At 74.5% G+C, this 20,077-nt stretch carries 7 protein-coding genes; all 7 read right to left on the bottom strand.

What is annotated here, in order from left to right:
• Positions 1-14 precede the first annotated feature (14 nt).
• The 7 genes from AB0D53_RS36450 to AB0D53_RS36420 are packed head-to-tail and all read right to left on the bottom strand — an operon-like array spanning position 15 to position 19,885.
• Positions 15-2,051: a beta-ketoacyl synthase N-terminal-like domain-containing protein gene (locus AB0D53_RS36450; RefSeq protein WP_362453658.1), complete on the bottom strand. Its 2,037-nt coding sequence runs from the start codon at positions 2,049-2,051 to the stop codon at positions 15-17.
• The gene (locus tag AB0D53_RS36445) at positions 2,048-5,329 is read right to left on the bottom strand and encodes an amino acid adenylation domain-containing protein (protein WP_362453657.1); all 3,282 of its coding nucleotides are present in this window, start codon (positions 5,327-5,329) and stop codon (positions 2,048-2,050) included. The genes AB0D53_RS36450 and AB0D53_RS36445 overlap by 4 nt, the downstream gene beginning before the upstream one ends.
• A 5-nt stretch (positions 5,330-5,334) precedes the next feature.
• A complete protein-coding gene (locus AB0D53_RS36440; protein ID WP_362453656.1) occupies positions 5,335-9,294 on the bottom strand; it encodes an amino acid adenylation domain-containing protein in 3,960 nt (1,319 codons plus the stop codon).
• Positions 9,291-13,997, bottom strand: coding sequence for an amino acid adenylation domain-containing protein (locus AB0D53_RS36435; RefSeq protein WP_362453655.1), 4,707 nt, complete (start codon positions 13,995-13,997; stop codon positions 9,291-9,293). The genes AB0D53_RS36440 and AB0D53_RS36435 overlap by 4 nt, the downstream gene beginning before the upstream one ends.
• A complete protein-coding gene (locus tag AB0D53_RS36430; protein ID WP_362453654.1) occupies positions 13,997-15,049 on the bottom strand; it encodes a MupA/Atu3671 family FMN-dependent luciferase-like monooxygenase in 1,053 nt (350 codons plus the stop codon). Before AB0D53_RS36430 ends, AB0D53_RS36435 begins: the two co-directional genes overlap by 1 nt.
• On the bottom strand, positions 15,034-18,555 hold the full coding sequence (locus AB0D53_RS36425) for an amino acid adenylation domain-containing protein (protein ID WP_362453653.1): 3,522 nt from the start codon (positions 18,553-18,555) through the stop codon (positions 15,034-15,036). Before AB0D53_RS36425 ends, AB0D53_RS36430 begins: the two co-directional genes overlap by 16 nt.
• Positions 18,539-19,885, bottom strand: a complete 1,347-nt coding sequence (locus AB0D53_RS36420) for an MFS transporter (RefSeq protein WP_362453652.1) — start codon at positions 19,883-19,885, stop codon at positions 18,539-18,541. Before AB0D53_RS36420 ends, AB0D53_RS36425 begins: the two co-directional genes overlap by 17 nt.
• Positions 19,886-20,077 lie beyond the last annotated feature (192 nt).

Genomic DNA, 20,077 nt, shown 5'->3' with positions numbered 1-20,077 from the left:
TGCGGTGGTTCCACTCACTCCGCCTCGAACTCCGAGAGCAGGGCGTCGAGGGAGTCCTCGCCCTCTCCGGTGGCCACGATCCGGCGGGCCATCTCGTGCAGCGTCAGCTGTTCCAGGAACAGCGTGATGGGGACGTCGAGGTCGAAGTCGTCCCGGAGGCAGCCGACCAGGTGGACGGCGGTCAGGGAGTCGCCGCCGGCCGCGAAGTACGTCATCTCCGGGTCGTCGGCGTCCGCCAGACCCAGGGCCTCGGCGAGCAGTGCCCGTACGCCCTGCTCCAGATCGATACCGCCGCCCTGCTCCGACTGCTCAGCGGCCTGGACGACCGGGCCGAGGCGGTACGCGCCGTGGCTCTCGCCGGCGAAGGGGTAGGACGGCAGCGCGACCCGCCGGCCGTCGTCCTCCCGCACCACCGGCTCGCCCGCCAGCCAGGCCTCGCCGAGCGGGTCGGGCCCGCCGAGCCCCACCGCACCGCCCGAGGCCAGTGCGTCGAGCAGCTCCGCCGCCCCCGCCCGGTCCCCGGCCCGCACATAGCCGCGCACGGCCATCGGTGTACGGCCCAGGCGCAGGGTGTACGCGGTGTCGATGAGGGACGGGGCGCCCGGAGCCCGCAGCGCCCCGGCCAGCCGGCCGGCCAGCGCGGAGAGGTCCTCCCGGGTGCGGGCGGACAGCAGCAGGAGTTCCGGCGTGCCCTCCGCGTCCGGAGCCCCGGCACCGGTGCGCCGGGGAGCCTCCTCCAGGACCACGTGCACATTCGTGCCGCCGATGCCGACCGAACTCACCCCGGACCGCCGGGGACCGTGCTCGGGCTCCGGCCAGGCGGCCGGCCGCTCGATCAGGTGGAACGGGGAGTCGTCGAAGCCGAGTTCCGGGTGCGGGCGGCCGGCGTCGGCGTTCGGCACCAGGGTGGCGTGCTCCAGCATGAGCACCGACTTGATCAGCGCGGCCACACCCGCCGCGGCGTCCAGGTGGCCGATGTTCGACTTCACCGAGCCGATCCCGATCCGCCCGGTGCCGAGCGCACCCTTGAACGCGGCGGTGGCCGCCGCCGCCTCGATGCGGTCGCCGAGCGCGGTGGCCGTGCCGTGTGCCTCCAGGTACTGGGCGTCGGCCGGGTCGAGACCGGCCGCGGCCCAGGCCTCCACGATCGCGGCGGTCTGCTGGTCGACGCCGGGCGCGGTGAACCCGACCTTGGTCGCGCCGTCGTTGGTGACGGCGCTGCCCCGGATGACCGCCCGCACCGGGTCGTTGTCGGCGAGCGCGTCGGACAGCCGGCGCAGCACGACCACGCCCACCCCGTTGCCCGGCACGGTGCCGCCGGCCCGCTCGTCGAAGGGCCGGCAGCGGCCGTCCGGTGCGTAGATGCCGCCCTGCTGGTGGACGTAGCCCCGCTTGCGCACCGTGTCCACGGCGACGCCTCCGGCCAGTGCCGTGTCGCACTCGCCGAGCAGCAGGGACTGCACCGCGAGGTGCACCGCCGTCAGCGAGGTCGAGCAGGCCGTCTGCACCGTCAGGCTCGGCCCCTCCAGGCCCAGCCGGTAGGAGATCCACGGGGCGAGGAACTCGCGGTCGGTGAGGATGCGCACCTGAAGCGCCCCGATGGACGCGGCGAGCCGCGGATCGGTCTGCGCGGCCAGCATGTGCTCGGTGGGGCCGCCGCCGACGTACACACCGGTACGTGCCGTGCCGCCGAGCGGGCTGCGGCCGGCGTTCTCCAGCGCGGACCAGGCCGTCTGCAGGAGCAGCCGGTGCTGGGGGTCGAGGGCCGCCGCCTCGGTGCGGTTGAAGCCGAAGAGCTCCGCGTCGAAGCGGTCCGCGTCCGCGAGATGGCCCTTGGCCGGTACGTAGTCGCGGCCGCGCACCTCCTGCGGGTCGGCGCCGTCGGCGATCAGTTCCTCCTCGGTGAAATCGGTCACCGAGCAGAGCCCGCCGAGCAGATTCTCCCAGTAGGCGTCCAGGTCGGGGGCGCCGGGGAAGCGTCCGCTCATCCCGACGACCGCGATCGCGGAGTCGGCTGCGAGGGGCTCGGCGGCGCTGGCGTTCTCGGTCATCGTGTGGAGCCTTTCCGGTAGCTGAGTCGACGGGCTGCGGCGGTGCGTCGTGCGTGCCGGTCACCGCCGCGCGCGGCGGCCGTGGCGGCGGGAGGTTCGGCGGCGGTTCCGGCGGCGGCCCGGTCGAGGAAGGCCGCGAGGGAGCTGACGGTGGGGTGACGGAACAGGTCGACCAGGCTGAGTTCGCCGTACGTCCCCAGCTCGCGCAGGGCGGACAGGACGCTCAGCAGCCGGATCGAATTGCCGCCCAGATCGAAGAAGTGGTCGGTGACGGCGACGAGTTCGAGGTTGAGCACCCGGGCCCACAGACCGGCCACCAGCCGCTCGGTCGCGGTGCCCGCCACGGTGGTCGAGCCGTCCGGCCGGCACCGTACGGTGGCGGGTTCCGGGAGCCGGGCCCGGTCGATCTTGCCGTTGCTGCTGAGCGGCATCTCGTCCAGGCGCACGAACACCTCGGGCACCATGGACCCCGGCAGCCGCCGGGCGAGATGGGCGCGCAGCTCCGCGTCCGGCGGCGCCGCCCCGTCGCGGCCCACGACATACGCCACGAGCCGCTGGGCGGTGCCCGTGCCGCGGACGGTGGCCGCCGCAAGGGCGACGCCCGGCGCACCCGCCAGCAGGGTCTCGATCTCGCCGAGTTCGACACGTACACCGCGCAGCTTGACCTGGAGGTCGGAGCGCCCGAGGTAGTGGATGAGGCCGTGCGCGTCGATCCGGCCGAGGTCGCCTGTGCGGTACATCCGGGTGCCCGGTGCGCCGTGCGGGTCGGCGACGAACCGCTCGGCGGTCAGGGCGGGCCGGCCGATGTAGCCCCGCCCCAGCGAGGCGCCGGCCACGTAGATCTCACCGGCGACCCCGGCGGGGACCGGCCGGAGCCGCTCGTCGAGGACGTAGACCCGGGCTCCGGGCACGGCGCCGCCGAGTACCACGGGCTCACCGGGGGTGAGGTCCCCGGTGGTGGCGTAGACGGTGACCTCGCTGGGGCCGTACGCGTTCACGATCCGCCGGCCGGGCGCGCTGAGCCGCTCGACCAGTTCGGCCGGGCACGCCTCTCCGCCGACCGCGACGGTCCGCAGATCGGGCAGCTGTCCGGTCAGGTCGGGCAGCAGCATCGCGGCGGACGGCGGCAGGAACACATAGGTGATGCGCGAGTCCCGCAGCCGCTCCAGCAGCGCCTCGCCGATCCGCTCGTCCTCCTGCGGTATGTGCAGTTCCGCCCCGGCCACCCAGGGGAAGAAGAGGTCGGACACGGCGACGTCGAAGCCGAACGACACGAACTGCAGCACCCGGTCGTCGGCGTCGACGGGGAAGGAGTGCCGGACCGCCCGGGTGAGGTTGATCAGCGCCCGGTGCTCGATGGCGACGCCCTTGGGGACGCCGGTGGAGCCCGAGGTGAACAGCACGTAGGCGAGGTCCTCGGGGCCCGGTGTCCCACCGGTCGTGACGGCCCCCGGTACGACGGGGTCCGTGACGGCCGGGCGGTCGACCCGGATGCACGGCACCGCCAGGCTCCCGCCCTTCTCCGCGGTCTCCCGGGAGGTCAGGAGCAGCCCGGTACCCGAACTCCCCACCATGTGGCGGAGCCTGGCCTCCGGGTGGGCCTGGTCCAGCGGGACGTACGCGCCGCCCGCGCGCAGGACGGCGAGCGCCGCGATGCCCTGGTCGGCCGAACGGGGCAGCAGCAGACCGACCCGGAAGCCGGGCCGTACTCCGGCGGCGCGCAGCCGGGCGGCCAGCGCGTCGGCCCTGGTGAGCAGTTCGGCGTAGCTCAGGCGGAGTTCGCCGCAGACCAGGGCCGTGGCATCGGGGCGTTCGGCCGCCCGGTCGGCGATCAGGTCGGGCACCAGGCGGTCCAGCGGCGCGGCCTGTGCGAGGCGGTCGGCACCCGCGATGATCCGGCGGCGCTCGTCGGCCGGCACCAGCTCCACGGTGGACAGCGGCGCGGACGGGTCCGCGAGAAGTCCGGCCAGCAGGGTACGGAAGTTCTCCGTCCAGCGGTGGACCGTTCCGGCTTCGAACAGGTCGCTGCGGTAGATGAACTGGGCGGCGAGTCCGGCGCCCCACCGCTCCATGAACAGGTGGAAGTCGAACTTGGCGGTGTCCAGGGTCAGGGGGAGCCGTTCGGTCCTCGCGCCGGGCAGTGCCAGATCCGGCGCGGCCTCGTCCTCGTAGCTGAGCGCCACCTGCACCACCGGGTCGTGGCTGGTCTCGCGGACCGGGGCGAGGGTGTCGACCACCGCCTCGAACGGGGCGTCCTGGTAGGGCTGGGCCGCCAGCATCGAGGCCCGGACCCGGTGGGTGAGCTCGTCGAGCGAGGGATCGCCGGACAGGTCCACGCGCATCGCCAGGGTGTTGGTCAGCATCCCGACCATCTCCTGGAGCTCGGGCCGCTCGCGCCCCGACGCCGGATAGCCGATGACCAGGTCCTCGCCGCCCGAGAGACGCGAGAGGAACGCGGCGTACGCGGCGAACATCGTCATGAACGGGGTGGCGCCCGAGGCCGCGGCCACCTCGGCCAGGCGTTCCCTGACCTCGGCGCCGAGCAGGAAGCGCTCGGTGCCCCCGGCGGCCGTGCGGACCGGCGGGCGCGGACGGTCCAGCGGCAGCTCCATGGTGGTGGGCGCGCCGCGCAACACGCCGACCCAGTGCTCCACGGACGCCTCGAACGCCCCGTCCGCGGCGCGCTCCCGCTGCCAGGCAGCGTAGTCGGGGAACTGCAGGGGGAGTTCGGCGGGCCGGTACGTCAGACCTCCGGCCTCGTGCCGGTACCCCTCGGACAGTCCCTCCAGCATGAGGCCGAGCGACCAGCCGTCGCAGACCAGGTGATGGGCGACGAGCAGCACCCGGTGGCTGCCGTCGTCGACCGCGTACACGGTGCAGCGCAGCAGCGGCCCCTCTGCGGTGTCGAAGGGACGGGCGGCCTCGGCACGTACCAGGTCGTCCGCACGGCCGGCGGGCACGTCCCGGCGGACCGTCAGCGGCACCCGCCCGACGGCCGAGACACGCTGTGCCGGGGTGCCGTCCTCGGCGGTCCGGAACACGGTGCGCAGCGCCTCGTGCCGGTCGACGAGCGCGTCGAGCGCGCGGCCGAACGCGGCCGTGTCGAAGGGGCCGTGCACCGCGAAGGCGACCGGGACGTTGTACTGGGGGGAGCCCGGATTCAGCTGGTCGAGGACGAGCAGGCGGCTCTGGGCGTCGGAGGCGGGGAACTCGTACTCCTCGTTCCCCACACCCTCCGCGGCGTAGAGGTCGATGAGATCGACGGCGTCGACGGTCATGGGTTTCAGTCCCCTCGGAGGGCGGTTTCGAGGACCGCGGCGATCTCGGCCGCCGGGCCCGGAGTGAGTACGTCGCTGTGACCGCAGTGCAGTTCGCGCACATCGAGCGCGGCGGTCACGCGCTGCCAGGCCTCGGTCTTCTCGGCTGTGGTCGGCCACGTGTCGAGCGTCGCGGAGAAGAGCGTCGTCGGGCCGTCGTGGAAGGACGGGCGCCACTTCCGTACGAGCCGGGTGTGGTGGGCCCCGGCGTCGACGAGGTTGTGCAGACGAGTGGGGGAGAGGCCGTCGAAGGCCCCGTCGCGCGCCATGGCGAACACCGCGGAACGCTCCAACCGCCCCGACGGGGGCGGAAGTTCCGGTGCGTGGGAGTGGAGCAGGATGCGCAGCATCTCGTCCTCGACGGCGGCGGGGTCCAGCGGGGTGCGCCTGATCTCCTCCGGCATCGGCATGGCGTCCACGACGGCGAGCATCCTGACCTCCTCGCCGGCCCGGCGCAGCCGCACCGCCAGTTCGTGGGCGAGCGCTCCGCCGAAGGACCGGCCGATCAGCAGATACGGTCCGTGCGGCTGGAGTTCTCGCACCCGGCGCAGATACTGCTCCGCCATCGCGCCCATGGTGGCCGGGAGTTCACCTGCGCCGTTCAGCAGCGCAGGGCTCTGCAGGGTGTGCACGGGGCGGTCCGGGTCGAGGTGCGGCAGCAGGTTCACGTACGACCAGCTGAGACCGAGCCCCGGGTGCACGCAGATGAGCGGGGTGAGGTCGGAGCCGGTGCGCAGGGTGAGCACCGGCTCCAGACTGTTGCGGTGCGGCTCGTCGGAGGCCGTCGCGGGGGCGCGGCGCTCGCGGGTGGTGCGCAGCGGTGTCCGGGGAGCGGGGCCGTTCGTGGGCGGCGGCGCGTCGAGCCGGGCGGCGAGAGCGGCCGGGGTCGGCGCGTCGAACAGGGCGGAGACCGGGATCCGTACGCCGAGAAGCGTCTCGATCTTCGACTTCAGGCGCAGCGCGGTCAGGGAATGGCCGCCCGCCAGGAAGAAGTCGGTGTCGGGACCGACCGCGGGGATCCCGAGCACCGTGCCGAACAGCGCGCACAGCTCCCGCTCGCGCGCGGTGCGCGGCGCCCGTTGGGCCGCTGGTTCTCCGTTGGGTCCGGGGTCGGGGAGCGCGGCCCGGTCCACCTTCCCGTGGCGGGTGAGCGGCACCTCGTCGATCCGGACCCACAGCGAAGGCACCAGGTGCGCCGGCAGCTGCTCGGCGGCGTGCTCCCGCACCCGGGCGAGGGTCCGCTCCCACTGATCCTCCCCGCCCTCGTCCCCGGCCGGTACCAGCCAGGCGACCAGCAGCTTGCCGCCCGACGCGTCCCGCCGGGCACCGACCACGGCCCGGGCCACGCCGGGGCAGCCCGCCAGCGCGGCCTCGACCTCGGCGGGCTCCACGCGGAAGCCGCGCACCTTGACCTGGTCGTCGGCACGCCCGGCGAACTCCAGAACGCCGTCCGGCGTCCAGCGGGCCAGGTCCCCGGTGCGGTACATGCGGCTGCCCGGCGGCCCGTACGGATCGGCCACGAACCGCTCCGCGGTGGGGACCGGCCGCCCGAGGTACCCCTGGGCGAGTCCGCTGCCGCCGATGTAGAGCTCACCGGTGGCGCCCGCCGGAACGGGGCGCAGCCGGGCGTCCAGGACGTGGGCGCGGGTGTTGTCCAGGGGACGCCCGATGGGGACGGCGCCCGGCTGCCCCGCCGAGTCCCGGGACGCGGTGTGCGCGGTGGCGAAGACCGTCGTCTCGGTGGGGCCGTAACCGTTGACGACCACCGTGTCCGGGCAGTGCTCCCGGATCCGGCGCACGGTGTCGGGCGCGAGGACGTCGCCGCCGGACCACACCTCGCGGAGCCCGGACAGTGCCCCGGGCGCGATCTCCGCGACGGTGCGCAGGAGTTCGGGTGTGAGCATCAGCGCGGTGACCCGGCGTTCCCGGACCACCCGCTCCAGCAGGTCGGGGGTGACCGCCTCGGCGGGGGCGACGACCACCGTCCCGCCGTTCAGGAGCGGGACCCACACCTCGTAGGTCGAGGCGTCGAAGGTGTACGGGTTGTGCAGCAGCACCCGGTCGTGGGCACCGCCGGCGAAGCGGGCGTCGACGGCCAGTTCGGTGATCGCCCGCTGCGGGACCACCACCCCCTTGGGCTCCCCGGTGGAGCCGGAGGTGTAGAGCACGCAGGCGGCGGCCCCGGGATCGGCGGGTACGCCCTCGAAGGGCGCGGCCCCGGACTCCTCGGTGACGTCCAGCACCGGGGTGCCGGCGGGCAGCCGGGCGGCAGCCTGACCCGTTCCCGCGGTGAGGACGAGTGAGGGGGCCGCCGCCGACATCAGCCGCGCCAGCCGCTCCGGCGGCTGCGCCGGGTCCAGGGGGAGCCAGCAGGCACCCGACTTGAGGACCGCGAGCTGGGCCACGACCACGGACGCCGAACGGGGGAGCAGCAGGGCCACGGTGTGTCCCGGTGCCACACCGGCCCGGAGGAGGCGGCCGGCCAGCCGGTCCGACGCGGCGTCCAGCCCGGCGTAGCTGAGCAGCTCGCCGTCCGTGTCGACGGCCGGTGCGTCCGGGGTGCGGGCCGCCCGGGCGGCGAACCGGGCGGCCGGGGTGGCGGGTTCGGCGGGCGTCCGGGCCGGGCCGTCGGCCAGGGCCAGCAGTCGCCGCCGCTCCGCCGCGGGCAGGGCGTCGATGTCGTCCACCGGTGTCCGGGGGGAGCGGGCCAGCTGCTCCAGCACATGTGCCAGACGCCCGGCGACCGCGTCGGCGGAGATGCCCCGGCGGCAGCTCACCGACAGCAGCAGCCGGTCCTCGGCGACCGCCGCGACGGTGACCGGGTAGTGCGTCGCGTCGGCCACCTTCACCAGGCGGACGGCTCCGGGGCCGTCGTCGCCCCCCGTGCCCCGGGGGAAGTTCTCGAAGGCGACGACCGTGTCGAAGAGTTCACCGGCCCCCACGGCGCGCTGCACCTCGGCGGTGCGGGCGTGGTGGTGCTCCAGCAGCCGGGACTGCTCCTCCTGGATCCGCAGGAGCAGTTCCTCCACCCGCTCGCCGTCCCGCAGCCGCACCCGGACCGGCAGGGTGTTGATGAAGAGGCCCACCATGGACTCGACGCCCGGCAGGTCGTGCGGGCGCCCCGAGACGACCGCGCCGAAGACCAGGTCGCGGGAGCCGGTCAGCCGGGCCAGGACCAGCGCCCAGGCCACCTGCACCAGGGTGTTGAGGGTGACGCCCGTTCCGGCGGCCCGCCGGACCAGCAGTTCGGTGAGGCCGGTGGTCAGCCACAGCCGTGAACGGTCGGGTGCGGTGTCCGGCCCGGCGGGGGCCAGCAGCGCGGGCCGCTCCAGCCCCTCCAGCGACTCGCACCACGCGGCCTCCGCCTTGTGCCGGTCCTGGCCGCCCAGCCACACCAGGTAGTCCCGGTAGGGCGCGGCGGGCGGCAGCGGCAGGCCCGCCACGAGGGCGGCGAGGTCCCGCTCGACGACCGCCATCGACCAGCCGTCCAGCAGGATGTGGTGGAAGGACACGATCAGTTCCGCGCCGGTGTCGTTCCGCAGGAACGTGGCACGGACCAGCGGCGGGCGGGCCGGGTCGAAGCGGAGCGCCGCGTCCTCGCGCAGCACCTCGTCGGTCCGCACGTCCACCGCGTCCGGGGCGAGACCGGTCAGGTCCACCTCGGTCCACGGCACCCGGACCGCCTTCGGCACGACCTGGACCGGCCGGTCCAGGCGCTCGTGGCGGAAGCAGGCGCGCAGGTTCGGATGCCGGTCCAGGAGCGCGGTGACCGCGGCCCTGACCGTCTCCCCGGCGACCGAGGGGCCGGTCACGAACCGGGCCTGCACCAGATAGGGGTCGGGTCCCTCGGTCTGCCGGGCGGCCTGGAAGAGCAGGCCCTCCTGGAGCGGGGAGAGCGGCAGCACGTCCGCGATGCGCGCGTTCATCGTCGCTCCCCTGCGCCGTCGGTGGAGCCGGCGCCGTCGAAGCCGGCGTCGAGGTCGTCGAAGTCCATGTCCTGTCCGAGCAGTTCGAGCTGGTCGCCGGTGAGGTCGACGAGGGGGAAGTCGGACGGGGCGTGGACGGCTCCGTCGTCCGGCCCGCAGTGGTCCGCGAGGACGCCGAGCGCCTCGGACCACGCCGCGGCCAGTGCGCGCACCTCGTCCTCGGTGAGCACCCCCGACGGATAGGAGAAGCTCGCCTCCAGAACGGGCTCGCCGTTCTCCTCACGGGCCAGCACGTCCACCTCAAGGGTGTGCGCCAGCGGCACGGCGTCCGGGCCCGGCTCCAGCAGCCGCCCGCCCGCCGCGTCGCCCGCGGCGAACCGGCCCAGATAGTTGAAGCGGACGTCGGGGGCCGGGAGCGCGGCGAGCGCCGGGCCGTTCGCGGGGTCGAGGTAGCGCAGCAGACCCCAGCCGAGCCCGCCGGAGGGCACCGACGCCAGCTGCTCCTTGACGCACTTCAGGGCTTCGCCGGGCCGGCCGCCGGGCGTCACCGAGGCGGCACCGAGGTCCAGCCGGACCGGGTACTGCGTGGTGAACCAGCCGACGGTGCCGGACACGTCGACCTGGGCGGAGACGGCCTCGCGCCCGTGGCCCTCCAGATGGACGACGAGCGCGGAGCCGGTGCCCCGCCGCCGGACGGCCGCCGCGGTCAGCGCGGTCAGCATCACCGCGTCGGGCCGGCAGTTGAAGGCGCCCGGCAGGGTCAGGAGCACACTGCGGGTGAGCCCCGGATCCAGCTCGAAGGTGAGGGTCTCCCGCCGCCCGTCCGACCCCGGACCGTCGGCCAGTCTCGCCGTGTCGTCCGCCAGCTGCCGCTTCCACCAGGGGAGTTCGCCGAGCCGCAGCCCGGCCTCCTGGGAGAGCAGCCGGGACCACCGGGTGAACGAGGCGCTCCTGGCGGGCGCGGCCCCGCCCTCGGCACCGGGGTCCAGCGCCGCGGCGAGCTCCTGGCCGATCACGCGCCAGGAGAAGCCGTCCACCGCCAGGTGGTGCACGGTCAGCAGCAGGGCGCCGGGCCGGCCGGGGCCGGGGTCGAGCCGGACCGCCCGCACCATCTCACCGTGCTCGGGCCGCAGGGCGATGGTGCGCGCCAGCTCCGTCGCCCGGGAGTGGAGATCGGCGTCCGCCGGAACGGCCACCTGGACGACCGCCGCGTCGGCGGGCGCGCTCTCCTCGGGCACCTGGAGCTCCCAGCCGGTGTCGTCGCCGCGCACCAGGCGCATCCGCAGCGCGGCGTGCCGCTCGACGAGCGAGGAGACGGCCGCCCGGATCGCCGCGAGTCCGGTGCCGGGCGCCAGCGGGAACAACATGGACTGGGTGAACGTCGAGGTGTCCCGCACCTGTTCGCGCCACCAGTGCATCACCGGGGTGAGGGGGAGCCGCCCGGTGCCGGTGTCCTCCTGCTCCGGGGTGTCGGCGTCGGGCGTGCGGGCCAGCACGGCCAGCCGGGCCGGGGTGCGTACGGTGAACACGTCGTGCGGCGAGAGCACGAGCCCGGCCGCCCGCGCCCGGGCGGCGAGCTGGATCGCCATGATGCTGTCGCCGCCGAGCCGGAAGAAGTCGTCGTCGGCACCGGCCTGTTCGAGGTCCAGGAGTTCGGCGAAGAGCCCGCAGAGGATCTCCTCGCGCGCCGACCCCGGGAGCCGGACGGTGTCCGTGGTCCGTGGCGCGGGCGCGGGCAGGGCGTTCCGGTCGAGCTTGCCGTGGGACGACAGCGGCAGCGCGTCCAGGGCCACCACGGCGGCTGGGACCATGGCCGCGGGAAGGCGCCCGGAGGCGTGCAGCAGCAGTGCGTCCTCGTCGATCTCCGCTCCCGGCGCGGGCACCGCGTACGCGATGAGCCGGTCGCTGCCGGCCCGGTCGTGGCGGACGACGGCCACCGCCCTTTCCACGGTGGGGTGTTCCGCGAGCGCGGCGGCGATCTCGCCCGGCTCGATCCGCAGCCCGCGCAGCTTCACCTGCTCGTCGCCGCGCCCGAGGTAGTACGTGCGGCCGCTGTCGTCCCGGTGGGCGAGGTCACCGGTGCGGTACATGCGGCTGCCGGGCGGCCCGTAGGGGTCGGCGACGAACCGCTCGGCGGTGAGCGCGGCGCGGCCCAGATAGCCACGGGCGAGCGCCTCACCCGCCAGGTACAGTTCACCGCCCGTCCCGGCCGGCACCGGACGGAGCCGCTCGTCGAGGACATAGGCGGTGGTGCCCGCCACCGGTGTGCCGATGGGCGGCACCGTGCCGTCGGCGTCCAGCGGTCCGGAGAAGGTGGAGACGACGGTCGACTCGGTGGGCCCGTAGGCGTTGTGGAAGCGCCGCCCCCCGGTGGCCCAGCGGGCCACCAGCTCCGGCGGGCAGGCCTCCGCGCCGACGACCAGGGCCCGCAGATCCGGGTGGGATCCGGCCGGTACGGTCGCGAGCACGGACGGCGGGACGAACGCGCAGGAGATCCGGCGCCCGGTCAGTACCGTCCCGAGGGCCTCCCCCACGAGCGGGCCCGGGGGAGGAAGCACCAGGGTTCCGCCCGAGCCGAAGGCCAGGCACAGCTCGCCGACGGAGATGTCGAAGGAGGGCGGCCCGAGCTGGAGCACCCGGCTGTCGGCGTCCAGTCCCACACCGTCCACCAGGGTCCGGGTGAGCGCGGCCACACCGGCGTGGGTGACGACCACGCCCTTGGGGGTGCCGGTGGAGCCGGAGGTGTGGATGACGTGGGCGACATCGTGCGGTGCCGGGCAGCCGGGCGGCAGCGGCTCCCCGGACCAGGCGTCCTCGTCGAGGACCAGGGTCGCCGTCCCCGTCTCCAGGGGCGTGGCGCCGGGTTCGGTGACGACGAGCACGGGCGCGGCCTCGGCCAGGACCCGGCGGAGCCGCTCGGCCGGGTGGGCCGGGTCGAGGGGCAGATAGGCGGCGCCGGCCCGCTGTACGGCCAGCGCCGCCACCGGCCAGTCGCTGCCGCGGGCGAGGGCGAGGGCCACGACCCGACCGGGGCCGGCCCCGAGACGGACCAGCCTCCCCGCCAGCCGGGCCACCCGGTCGTCCAGCCGGCCGTAGCTCAGGGTGTGCCCCGGGGACTCGACGGCCGGTGCGTCCGGTGTACGGGCCGCGTGATGCGCCACCAGCTCGGGCAGCGAGAGGGGGGCGGGGGCGGCGGGCCCGGCGGAACCGGCGAGCAGCTCGTCGCGCATGGCGCGGGGCACCAGGTCGATGTCCCCGATGAGTGCGGTGGGGTCGGCGGTGATCTGCCGCAGGAGTTCGACGTAGCACTGCGTCCAGCGGGCCACCGTCTCGGGGCTGAAGACATCGGTACGCAGCCCGAAGCTGCCCTCCATGCCGTCACCGCTGTCCTTCACCACGCCGACCAGGTCGTGTTCGCCGCCGGTGTGGATGCGCTCCGGCTCCGCGAACTCCTTCATCACCGAGACGCTCGGCTGCTGTGTCAGGTGCATGAACACCCACTGGTACAGCGGGGCCCGGCCCGCACTGCGCTCGGGCGCGGCGGCCGACACGATCCGGCCGACCGGCACGTCCGAGTTGGCCATCAGATCCGGGAAGTCGACGGCGAACCCGGCGAGCACATCGGCGAAGGACCGCTCCGGTGTCACCTTCCAGCGGGTCGGCACGGCGTTCATGACGTACCCGATGACCTGGTCCAGGCCCTTGGCCGCGCGGTTGGCGATGGGGGTTCCGAGCACCAGGTCGTCGGCGCCGCTGACCCGGTGCGCCAGGACGGCGAACGCGGCCATCAGCACGACGTAGACGGAGGCACCGCGCTCCCGGGCCAGGGCCCGCACGGCGGCGGTGGTCGGCGCGTCGACGTGGAAGGGGACCTGCGCGATGCCGTCGCCCTCGGTGACGGCGGCGGCGCCGCCCGGCACGGTGAGGGGACCGGGCGGGTCGGCGAGATAGCGCCGCCAGAAATCGAGCCGGCTCGCGAAGACCCCGGACTCCTCCAGCTCGCTCTGCCAGGACGAGAAGTCGGCGTACTGGACGGCGGGCCGGGTGAGGGGCGGCCGGAGTCCGTCGCGCAGGGCGCCGTACGCCTGCGCGAACTCGTTCTGCAGCACGTCGAACGACCACCAGTCGCTGATGGTGTGGTGCAGGCTCAGCATCAGGGTGGAGCGCTCTTCGCCGACCCGGACGAACCGGGCCCGGATCAGCTTGTCCCGGCCGAGGTCGAAGGGGCGGCTGCGGAAGGTCTCGAAGGCCTCGTCGATCGTCCTGGCGGTGCCCCGCAGGTCCTCGCGCTCCAGATCGAAGCCCGCGTCGTCGTCGAACTCGACGTGCAGCTCGCCCGACGGGTCCGTCACGATACGGGTCCGCAGGATGTCGTGGTGACGCTGGATCAGCGTCAGCGCCGCCTCCAGATGCGCCGGGTCGACGGGCTGCTCGAAGTGGTACGCGGCACACAGGTTGAGCGCGGGCGTGCCGGGATACAGCGAGTCGTACACCCACAGGTCGTGCTGCGCGGGGCTCAGCGGAACCCGGCGCGCGGGGTCGCGCGGCGGTATGACGGCGGGTATCTCACGGGCCCGCCCGGCCTCCAGCAGACGGCGCATCAGACGGACGCGCTGCTCCCTGCCGAGTGCGCCGAACCGGTCGGCCATGGAAGAAGGGGACGCGCCACCCGGGACGGGGCGCGAGACGGTGGGGGCGCTCATCACAGGTTCTCTTTCAGTTCGGCCAACCGGTGCAGCCCGGCCAGTACGTCGTCGCGTCCGATGCCGAAGTCGATGAAGCAGGCGACCTCGTCCACGCCCAGCTCGGCCAGATCGGCGAGCATCTTGGCGCAGTGGCCGGGGGAGCCGAGCAGACTGCCCCAGCTGAGATAGCGCTCGAACGCGAAGTCGGCGAGCATCGCGGTCTGTTCCTGGGTGAGGGCCGCCGTCGTGGCGTCCGCCGATCGGTTCGCCGCGGTCTGGCGGACGTACGAGGCGAGATAGGTCTTGAGCGGCGCGCCCGCCATCCGGCGGACCTCCGAGTCATCGGTGCCGACGAAGGTGTGGGCCATCAGCGTGACCCGGCCGTGGGCATCGGTGCCCCGCTGGTCGGGGGCCGTGGCGCAGGCGGCGCGGTAGCGGGCGATCTTCTCGGCCAGCTCGTCGCGGCTCTGCCCGACGGTCGCGCCGAGCACCCCGGCGCGCAGCCGTCCGGCCGCCTCCCAGGTCTCCGGGTTGCCGGACGTGGTGAGCCACAGCGGCAGGGTGTCCTGAACGGGCCGGGGCTGGGGCGTCACGGAGACCGGGGTGCCCGTGCCGTCGGGGTACTCGGCCGCCTCCCCCGCCCACAGCGCCCGCAGCCGCGGGATCGTCTCCAGGGCGGACCGCCTGCGGTCCGCGTAACTGCCGGGGGCCAGCGTGAAGTCCTTGGAGTGCCAGCCGGTGGCGACGGAGAGGCCCACCCGCCCGTGCGAGAGGTTGTCCACGACGGCCCAGTCCTCCGCCACCCGCAGCGGGTGGTGGAGCGGCAGGACGACGCTGCCCGCGCGGATCCCGATCCGCTCGGTGGCGACGGCGAGCGCCGCGCTGAGCACCGGCGGGCTGGGGAAGACCTGCCCCACCTGCTGGAAGTGGCGCTCGGGGGTCCAGAGGGCGTGGAACCCGAGCCGGTCGGCGGTCCGGGCCACGGCGAGGATGTCCTCGTAGGTCTCGGTGTGCCGGGCCTCGCCGGCGGTGGTGCTGTCCGCACCGAAGAACATCACACTGAGGTCCACTGCCACTCCTCCTGCTTTCTGCCGGTCTGGGTCTGGGGTTGCGGACGGCGCGGCACCCTGGGGCGGCGCGGGATGGCGGACACGGCGGGCGGCGCGGGTCTGGCGACCGCCCGTTCCAGTTCGGCGGCGAAGGCGGCCACGGTGGGCGAGGCGAACAGCTGGGCCACCGTCACCGGCCGGCCCGCGCCGAGCCGGGCCACGGCGCGCACCGCGCGCAGGGAGTTGCCGCCGAGCGCGAAGAAGTCGTCGTCGGGGCGGGCGACCGGCACACCGAGGACCTCGCCCCACACGGTGGCGATCTCCTGCTCCAGGGCGGTCATCGGGCGCCCGGCGGAGCCCCGGTGCCGGGCCGGTGCCGCGATCCGGTCGCTCTCCCGGGCCCGCCGGGGCGGCGCGGTGAGGCCCAGCTGCGACAAGGGCGTGTCGGGGGCGGCCGCCGCCGCCTCCAGGGCCTCGGGGAGGGCGTGTGCGAGCCACTGGACGAACTCCGCCTCCAGCGCCTCCCCGCGGTACTCGAACGTCAGCGTCAGCCCGTCCGGTGCGCCCTGCCCGGAGGTGGAGTCCGTGACATCCACCAGGAGTTCGAACCGGGCGGCGCCGGTGCGCACGATCTCGACGCCGTGCTCGGCACCGGGCAGCGTCACCTCGGCCCGTGCGTTGTTCTGGAGCGCCAGGACCACGTCGGTGAACGGCTGGCGGCCGGGGGACCGGGGCGGGTTGAGGCTGCCGACCACGTCCTCGAACGGCACGTCCTGGTGGCTGAACGCGGCGAGGTCCGTCTCCCGTACCCGGGCGAGCACCTCGGCCGCCGTGGGATCGCCGGACAGATCGGTGCGCAGCACCAGCATGTTGACGAAGAACCCGACGACGTCCTCGACACTGCCGTCCCCGGCGCGCCCGGCCACCGGCGCGCCGATCGCCAGGTCCTCGTCCGCCCCGGCCCGCACCAGCACGGTGGCCAGCGCGGCGTGCAGGGCCATGAAGAGCGTGGCGCCCCGGGCGCGGGCCGCGTCGACCAGCCGGGCGTGGGCCGCCGCGCCGAGCCGGCGGACCACGACCCGCGCGGCCGGACCGGGTACGGCGGGACGCCCGGCGCGGCGGGGCAGCAGCGGTCCGCCGGCCGGCAGTCCGTCCAGCTCCTTGCGCCAGTACCTGAGCTGGCGGGCGGCGAGCGCGTGCGGATCGGACGCGGAGCCGAGCCGGTCGAGCTGGTGGCGGGCGTGCTCCCCGTACGGGACGGCGAGCGGGGCGAGCCCCGCCGGTTCCAGGCCCCGCACCTGCGCCTCGTAGGCGCGCGACAGATCGCGGAAGAGCGGCCGCAGTGACCACCCGTCCCCGGCGATGTGATGGACCAGTACCAGCAGCGCGTGCTCCTCCGGCCGCTCCCGGCTGGTGAACAGCGTCGCCCGTACCGGGAGTTCGGCACGCAGATCGAAGCAGCGCCGGGCCTCCCGCTCGATCTCCCGCTCCATCGAGTCCCCGGCGACCCGCAGGTGGCGCAGGGGCGGACGCGCGGCCGTCCCGCTCAGCACCCGTCGTACGGGGGCGCCGTCGGACTCCTCGAAGACGGTGCGGAGCACTTCGTGGCGGCCGGCGACCGCGGCCAGCGCCTCGCCCAGCGCGGCCGTGTCGACCGTGCCGCGCAGCCGGACCAGCATCGGCAGGTTGTACGCGGCGCCCGCCCCGATCCGGTCCAGGAACCACAGCCGGTGCTGCGCGTGCGACACCGGGAGCGCGCCGGAGGCGGTGCCGGGCGCGGTGGGTGCCACGGTGGGCGCCGGGGGAGCGGTGTCGACGAGCGGGGCCAGCAGCGCCGGGGTGGGCGCCTCGAAGAGCCCGCGGATGTCGATCTCGGCGCCGAGCACGGTGTGGATCCGGCCCAGCAGCCGGGCGGCCAGCAGGGAATGGCCGCCGAGGGAGAAGAAGTCGTCGTCCGGGCCCACCGGGCCGGTGCCCAGCACCTGGGAGAAGAGCTCGCACAGCGCGGCCGCGGTGCCGCTCGCCGCCCGGCCCGGGAGAGCCGCGGCGGGTCCGGGCTCCGGCAGGGCGGCCCGGTCCAGCTTTCCGCTGGGCGTGAGCGGCAGCGCGTCCAGCGGTACGAAGACCGCCGGGACCAGGTAGTCGGCCAGCACGCCGCGGGCGTAGGCGCGCAACTCCGCTTCGCGGAAGTCCGCCGGGGCACCGCCGCGCGGCACGACGTACGCGGTCAGCTGCCGGTCGCCCGCCGGGTGCTCATGGGCGACGACCGCCGCCCGGTCGATGCCGGGGTGCCGGGTCAGTACGCTCTCGACCTCGCCCGGCTCGACCCTGAAGCCCCGGATCTTCACCTGGCTGTCGGCCCGGCCCAGATACTCGAGGACCCCGTCGGCCCGCCGCCGCCCGAGGTCACCGGTGCGGTAGAGACGCTCACCGGACGGGGCGGCGACGAAGCGTTCCGCGGTCAGCGCCGGCCGTCCCCGGTACTCCCGGGCGAGGCCCGCCCCGGCGGCGTAGATCTCACCGGTGCGGCCCTCCGGTACCGGACGGAGTTCCTCGTCGAGGACGTACAGCCGCTTGCCCGCCAGCGGACGGCCGATCGGCACCGGGCCCTCGCCGAGCTCGGCGAGGCTCACCGGGTGGACGGTCAGGAAGACCATGCACTCGACGGGCCCGTAGCCGTTGCTCAGCCGCAGTTCCGGCCGGCGTCGCAGGGCGCGGGCCGCGTGCGGCGCGGACAGCGCCTCGCCGCCCACCACGAGCTCCCGCAGTCCGTCCATCACCCGCGGGTACTCGTCCACGACGACGTTGAACAGGGACGACGAGAGATACATGGAGGTGATGCCGTGCTCGGCGACGAGTCGTGCCATCACGAAGGGTTCGGGCCGCCCGCCGGGATGCAGGACACAGGTCCCGCCGTTCATGAGCGGCCCCCACAGCTCCATGGCGAACGCGTCCCATGACAGCGGCGCGCACTGGAGCCAGACCGCACCGGGGCCGAAGGAGGCGAAGGTCTGCCCGGTGAGGGTGGACGTGATCGCGTGGTGCGAGGAGGCGATGCCCTTCGGGCGCCCGGTCGACCCGGAGGTGAACATCACGCAGGCGATGTCGTCGGGCCGGACCCGGACGGCGCCGCGCGGCAGCGGCTGCGCCCCGTGGACGTCCTCGATGTGCACCCGCGCCACGCCGGGCAGGCCGGGCGCGGCGTCGCGGGCCGAGACGACCACGGCCGTCCTCGCGTCCTCGGCCATCGCGCGCAGCCGTTCGGCGGGGAAGCCGGGGTCGAGGATCACGTATCCGGCTCCGGCCTTGAGGATGCCGAGCACCGTCACGACGAGTGCGGTGGAGCGCTCCAGGTACACCCCGACCGTGTCACCGGCCCGGATGCCCCGCGCGGCCAGCAGGCCCGCCAGCCGGGCCGCCCGCTCGTCGAGTCCCGCGTAGTCGATCCGTTCGCCCTCGTGGATCAGCGCCGTCGCGCCGGGTGTCCGTGCCACCTGCTCCTCGAACAGCTCATGCACGCACCTCATCGCGCTCACCTCCCTGGTGCTCGCTCTGCCCGGCCGGCTCCCGGGGGGCGTCGAGGTCGGGCAGCAGGTCGTCGATGTTCCTGATGGAGCGGCTGGCGAGGCCCCAGACGGCGACCCCGGTCCCGCCGATCCCGGCGAGGAACAACATGGCCGCCATGCCGCTGCCCGGACCGTCGCCGACGAGGGGACCGAGCACGGTGAACAGTCCGGTGCCCCGGGCGGCCAGCGGTTCGAAGACGTGGTCGGCGAGCGGTCCGGAGACCGCCATGGCCACGGGCACGGAGATCTGCGACAGGAACATCACCGCGCCGAAGACCCGGCCCTGCCATTCGTGCGGGACCTTGGTCTGCACGATCGTCTGCATCGAGGCGTTGACCACCGTCATGAGCAGGGCGCCGGCCAGGATGGCCAGGCACCAGCCGGTCACCCCGTCCACCAGGCTCATCACCACCAGGGCGGACACGCACATGCCGACCACGCCGAGCATCATGCCCCGGCCCCGGTTCGCGGGCCCGCCCCAGGCCGCCATGAGCAGGGCGCCGGCCACTCCGCCGATCCCGACCGAGGTGTTGACCGCGGCGAGCGCGCCGTTGCCGGCCCGGATCAGCACCATCGGCGAGATGAGGGCGAAGCCGAAGACCATGACGAGGTTGACGACGCAGAAGTTGACGATCAGTTCGCGCAGGCCGGGCACCCGGAACAGGTAGCGCAGCCCTTCGACGGCATCGGCGGTGATCCGTTTGCGCGGTGCGCCGGCTTCCTTCGTCACCCGGTCGCCGTCGAAGCGCACGATCCGGATGCCGATGAGGGCGAACGCGTAGCTCGCCACGTCGACCAGGAGTGTCGGGCCGATCCCGAAGAGGGCGACGAGCAGACCGCCCAGCGCGGGGCCGCCGATCCCGGCTGCACTCTTCGCGCCGGCCAACAGGCCGTTGGTGCGGTCCAGTTGGTCCTTGCGGACCAGGAGGGGAACGGCCGAGGACAGGGCCGGGAACTGGAAGGCGGCACAGATCCCGAGCAGTACGGCCGCCGGATAGACCTGCCAGGCGTGGAATGCGCCGAGGTAGTGGAGCAGGGCCAGCATGCCCACCACGAGGAGCCCGCCGACGTCGGCTATCTGGAGCGCGGTGCGCTTGGGCACCCGGTCGACGATTGCACCCGCAATGGGACTGAACACGGCCTGCGGCAGCATGGCGCACAGCGAGAGGACGGTGACGGAGGTCGCGTTCCCGCCGGACGCCCACACCTCGACGATGAAGGCGAACCGGACCGCGGCGCTTCCCGCCAGGGACACCGCCTGGCCGGACCAGACGAGGAGGAAGGGCCCCATTCCCGAGAATCGACCGGGAATGTCCGTTGATATCCGGGTGCCCATCAGGATCCGGATCCCTTGTGCAGCGGCACCCGGCACCTCGTGCCCGAGCCGTCGAATCGGTTCGTTGCCACGCCTCAATCCCCCAGCATGTCGCATCCTCTGCGGATCACCACGGATCCCTGTCTGAGTCGAACGGGGGTCATCATG

The organism is Streptomyces sp. NPDC048295, from assembly GCF_040652135.1.
In the GTDB taxonomy this organism is placed as follows: Bacteria; Actinomycetota; Actinomycetes; order Streptomycetales; family Streptomycetaceae; genus Streptomyces.
Note: the sequence above shows the minus strand (reverse complement) of the source record. Positions and strands in the feature narration are given on the sequence as shown.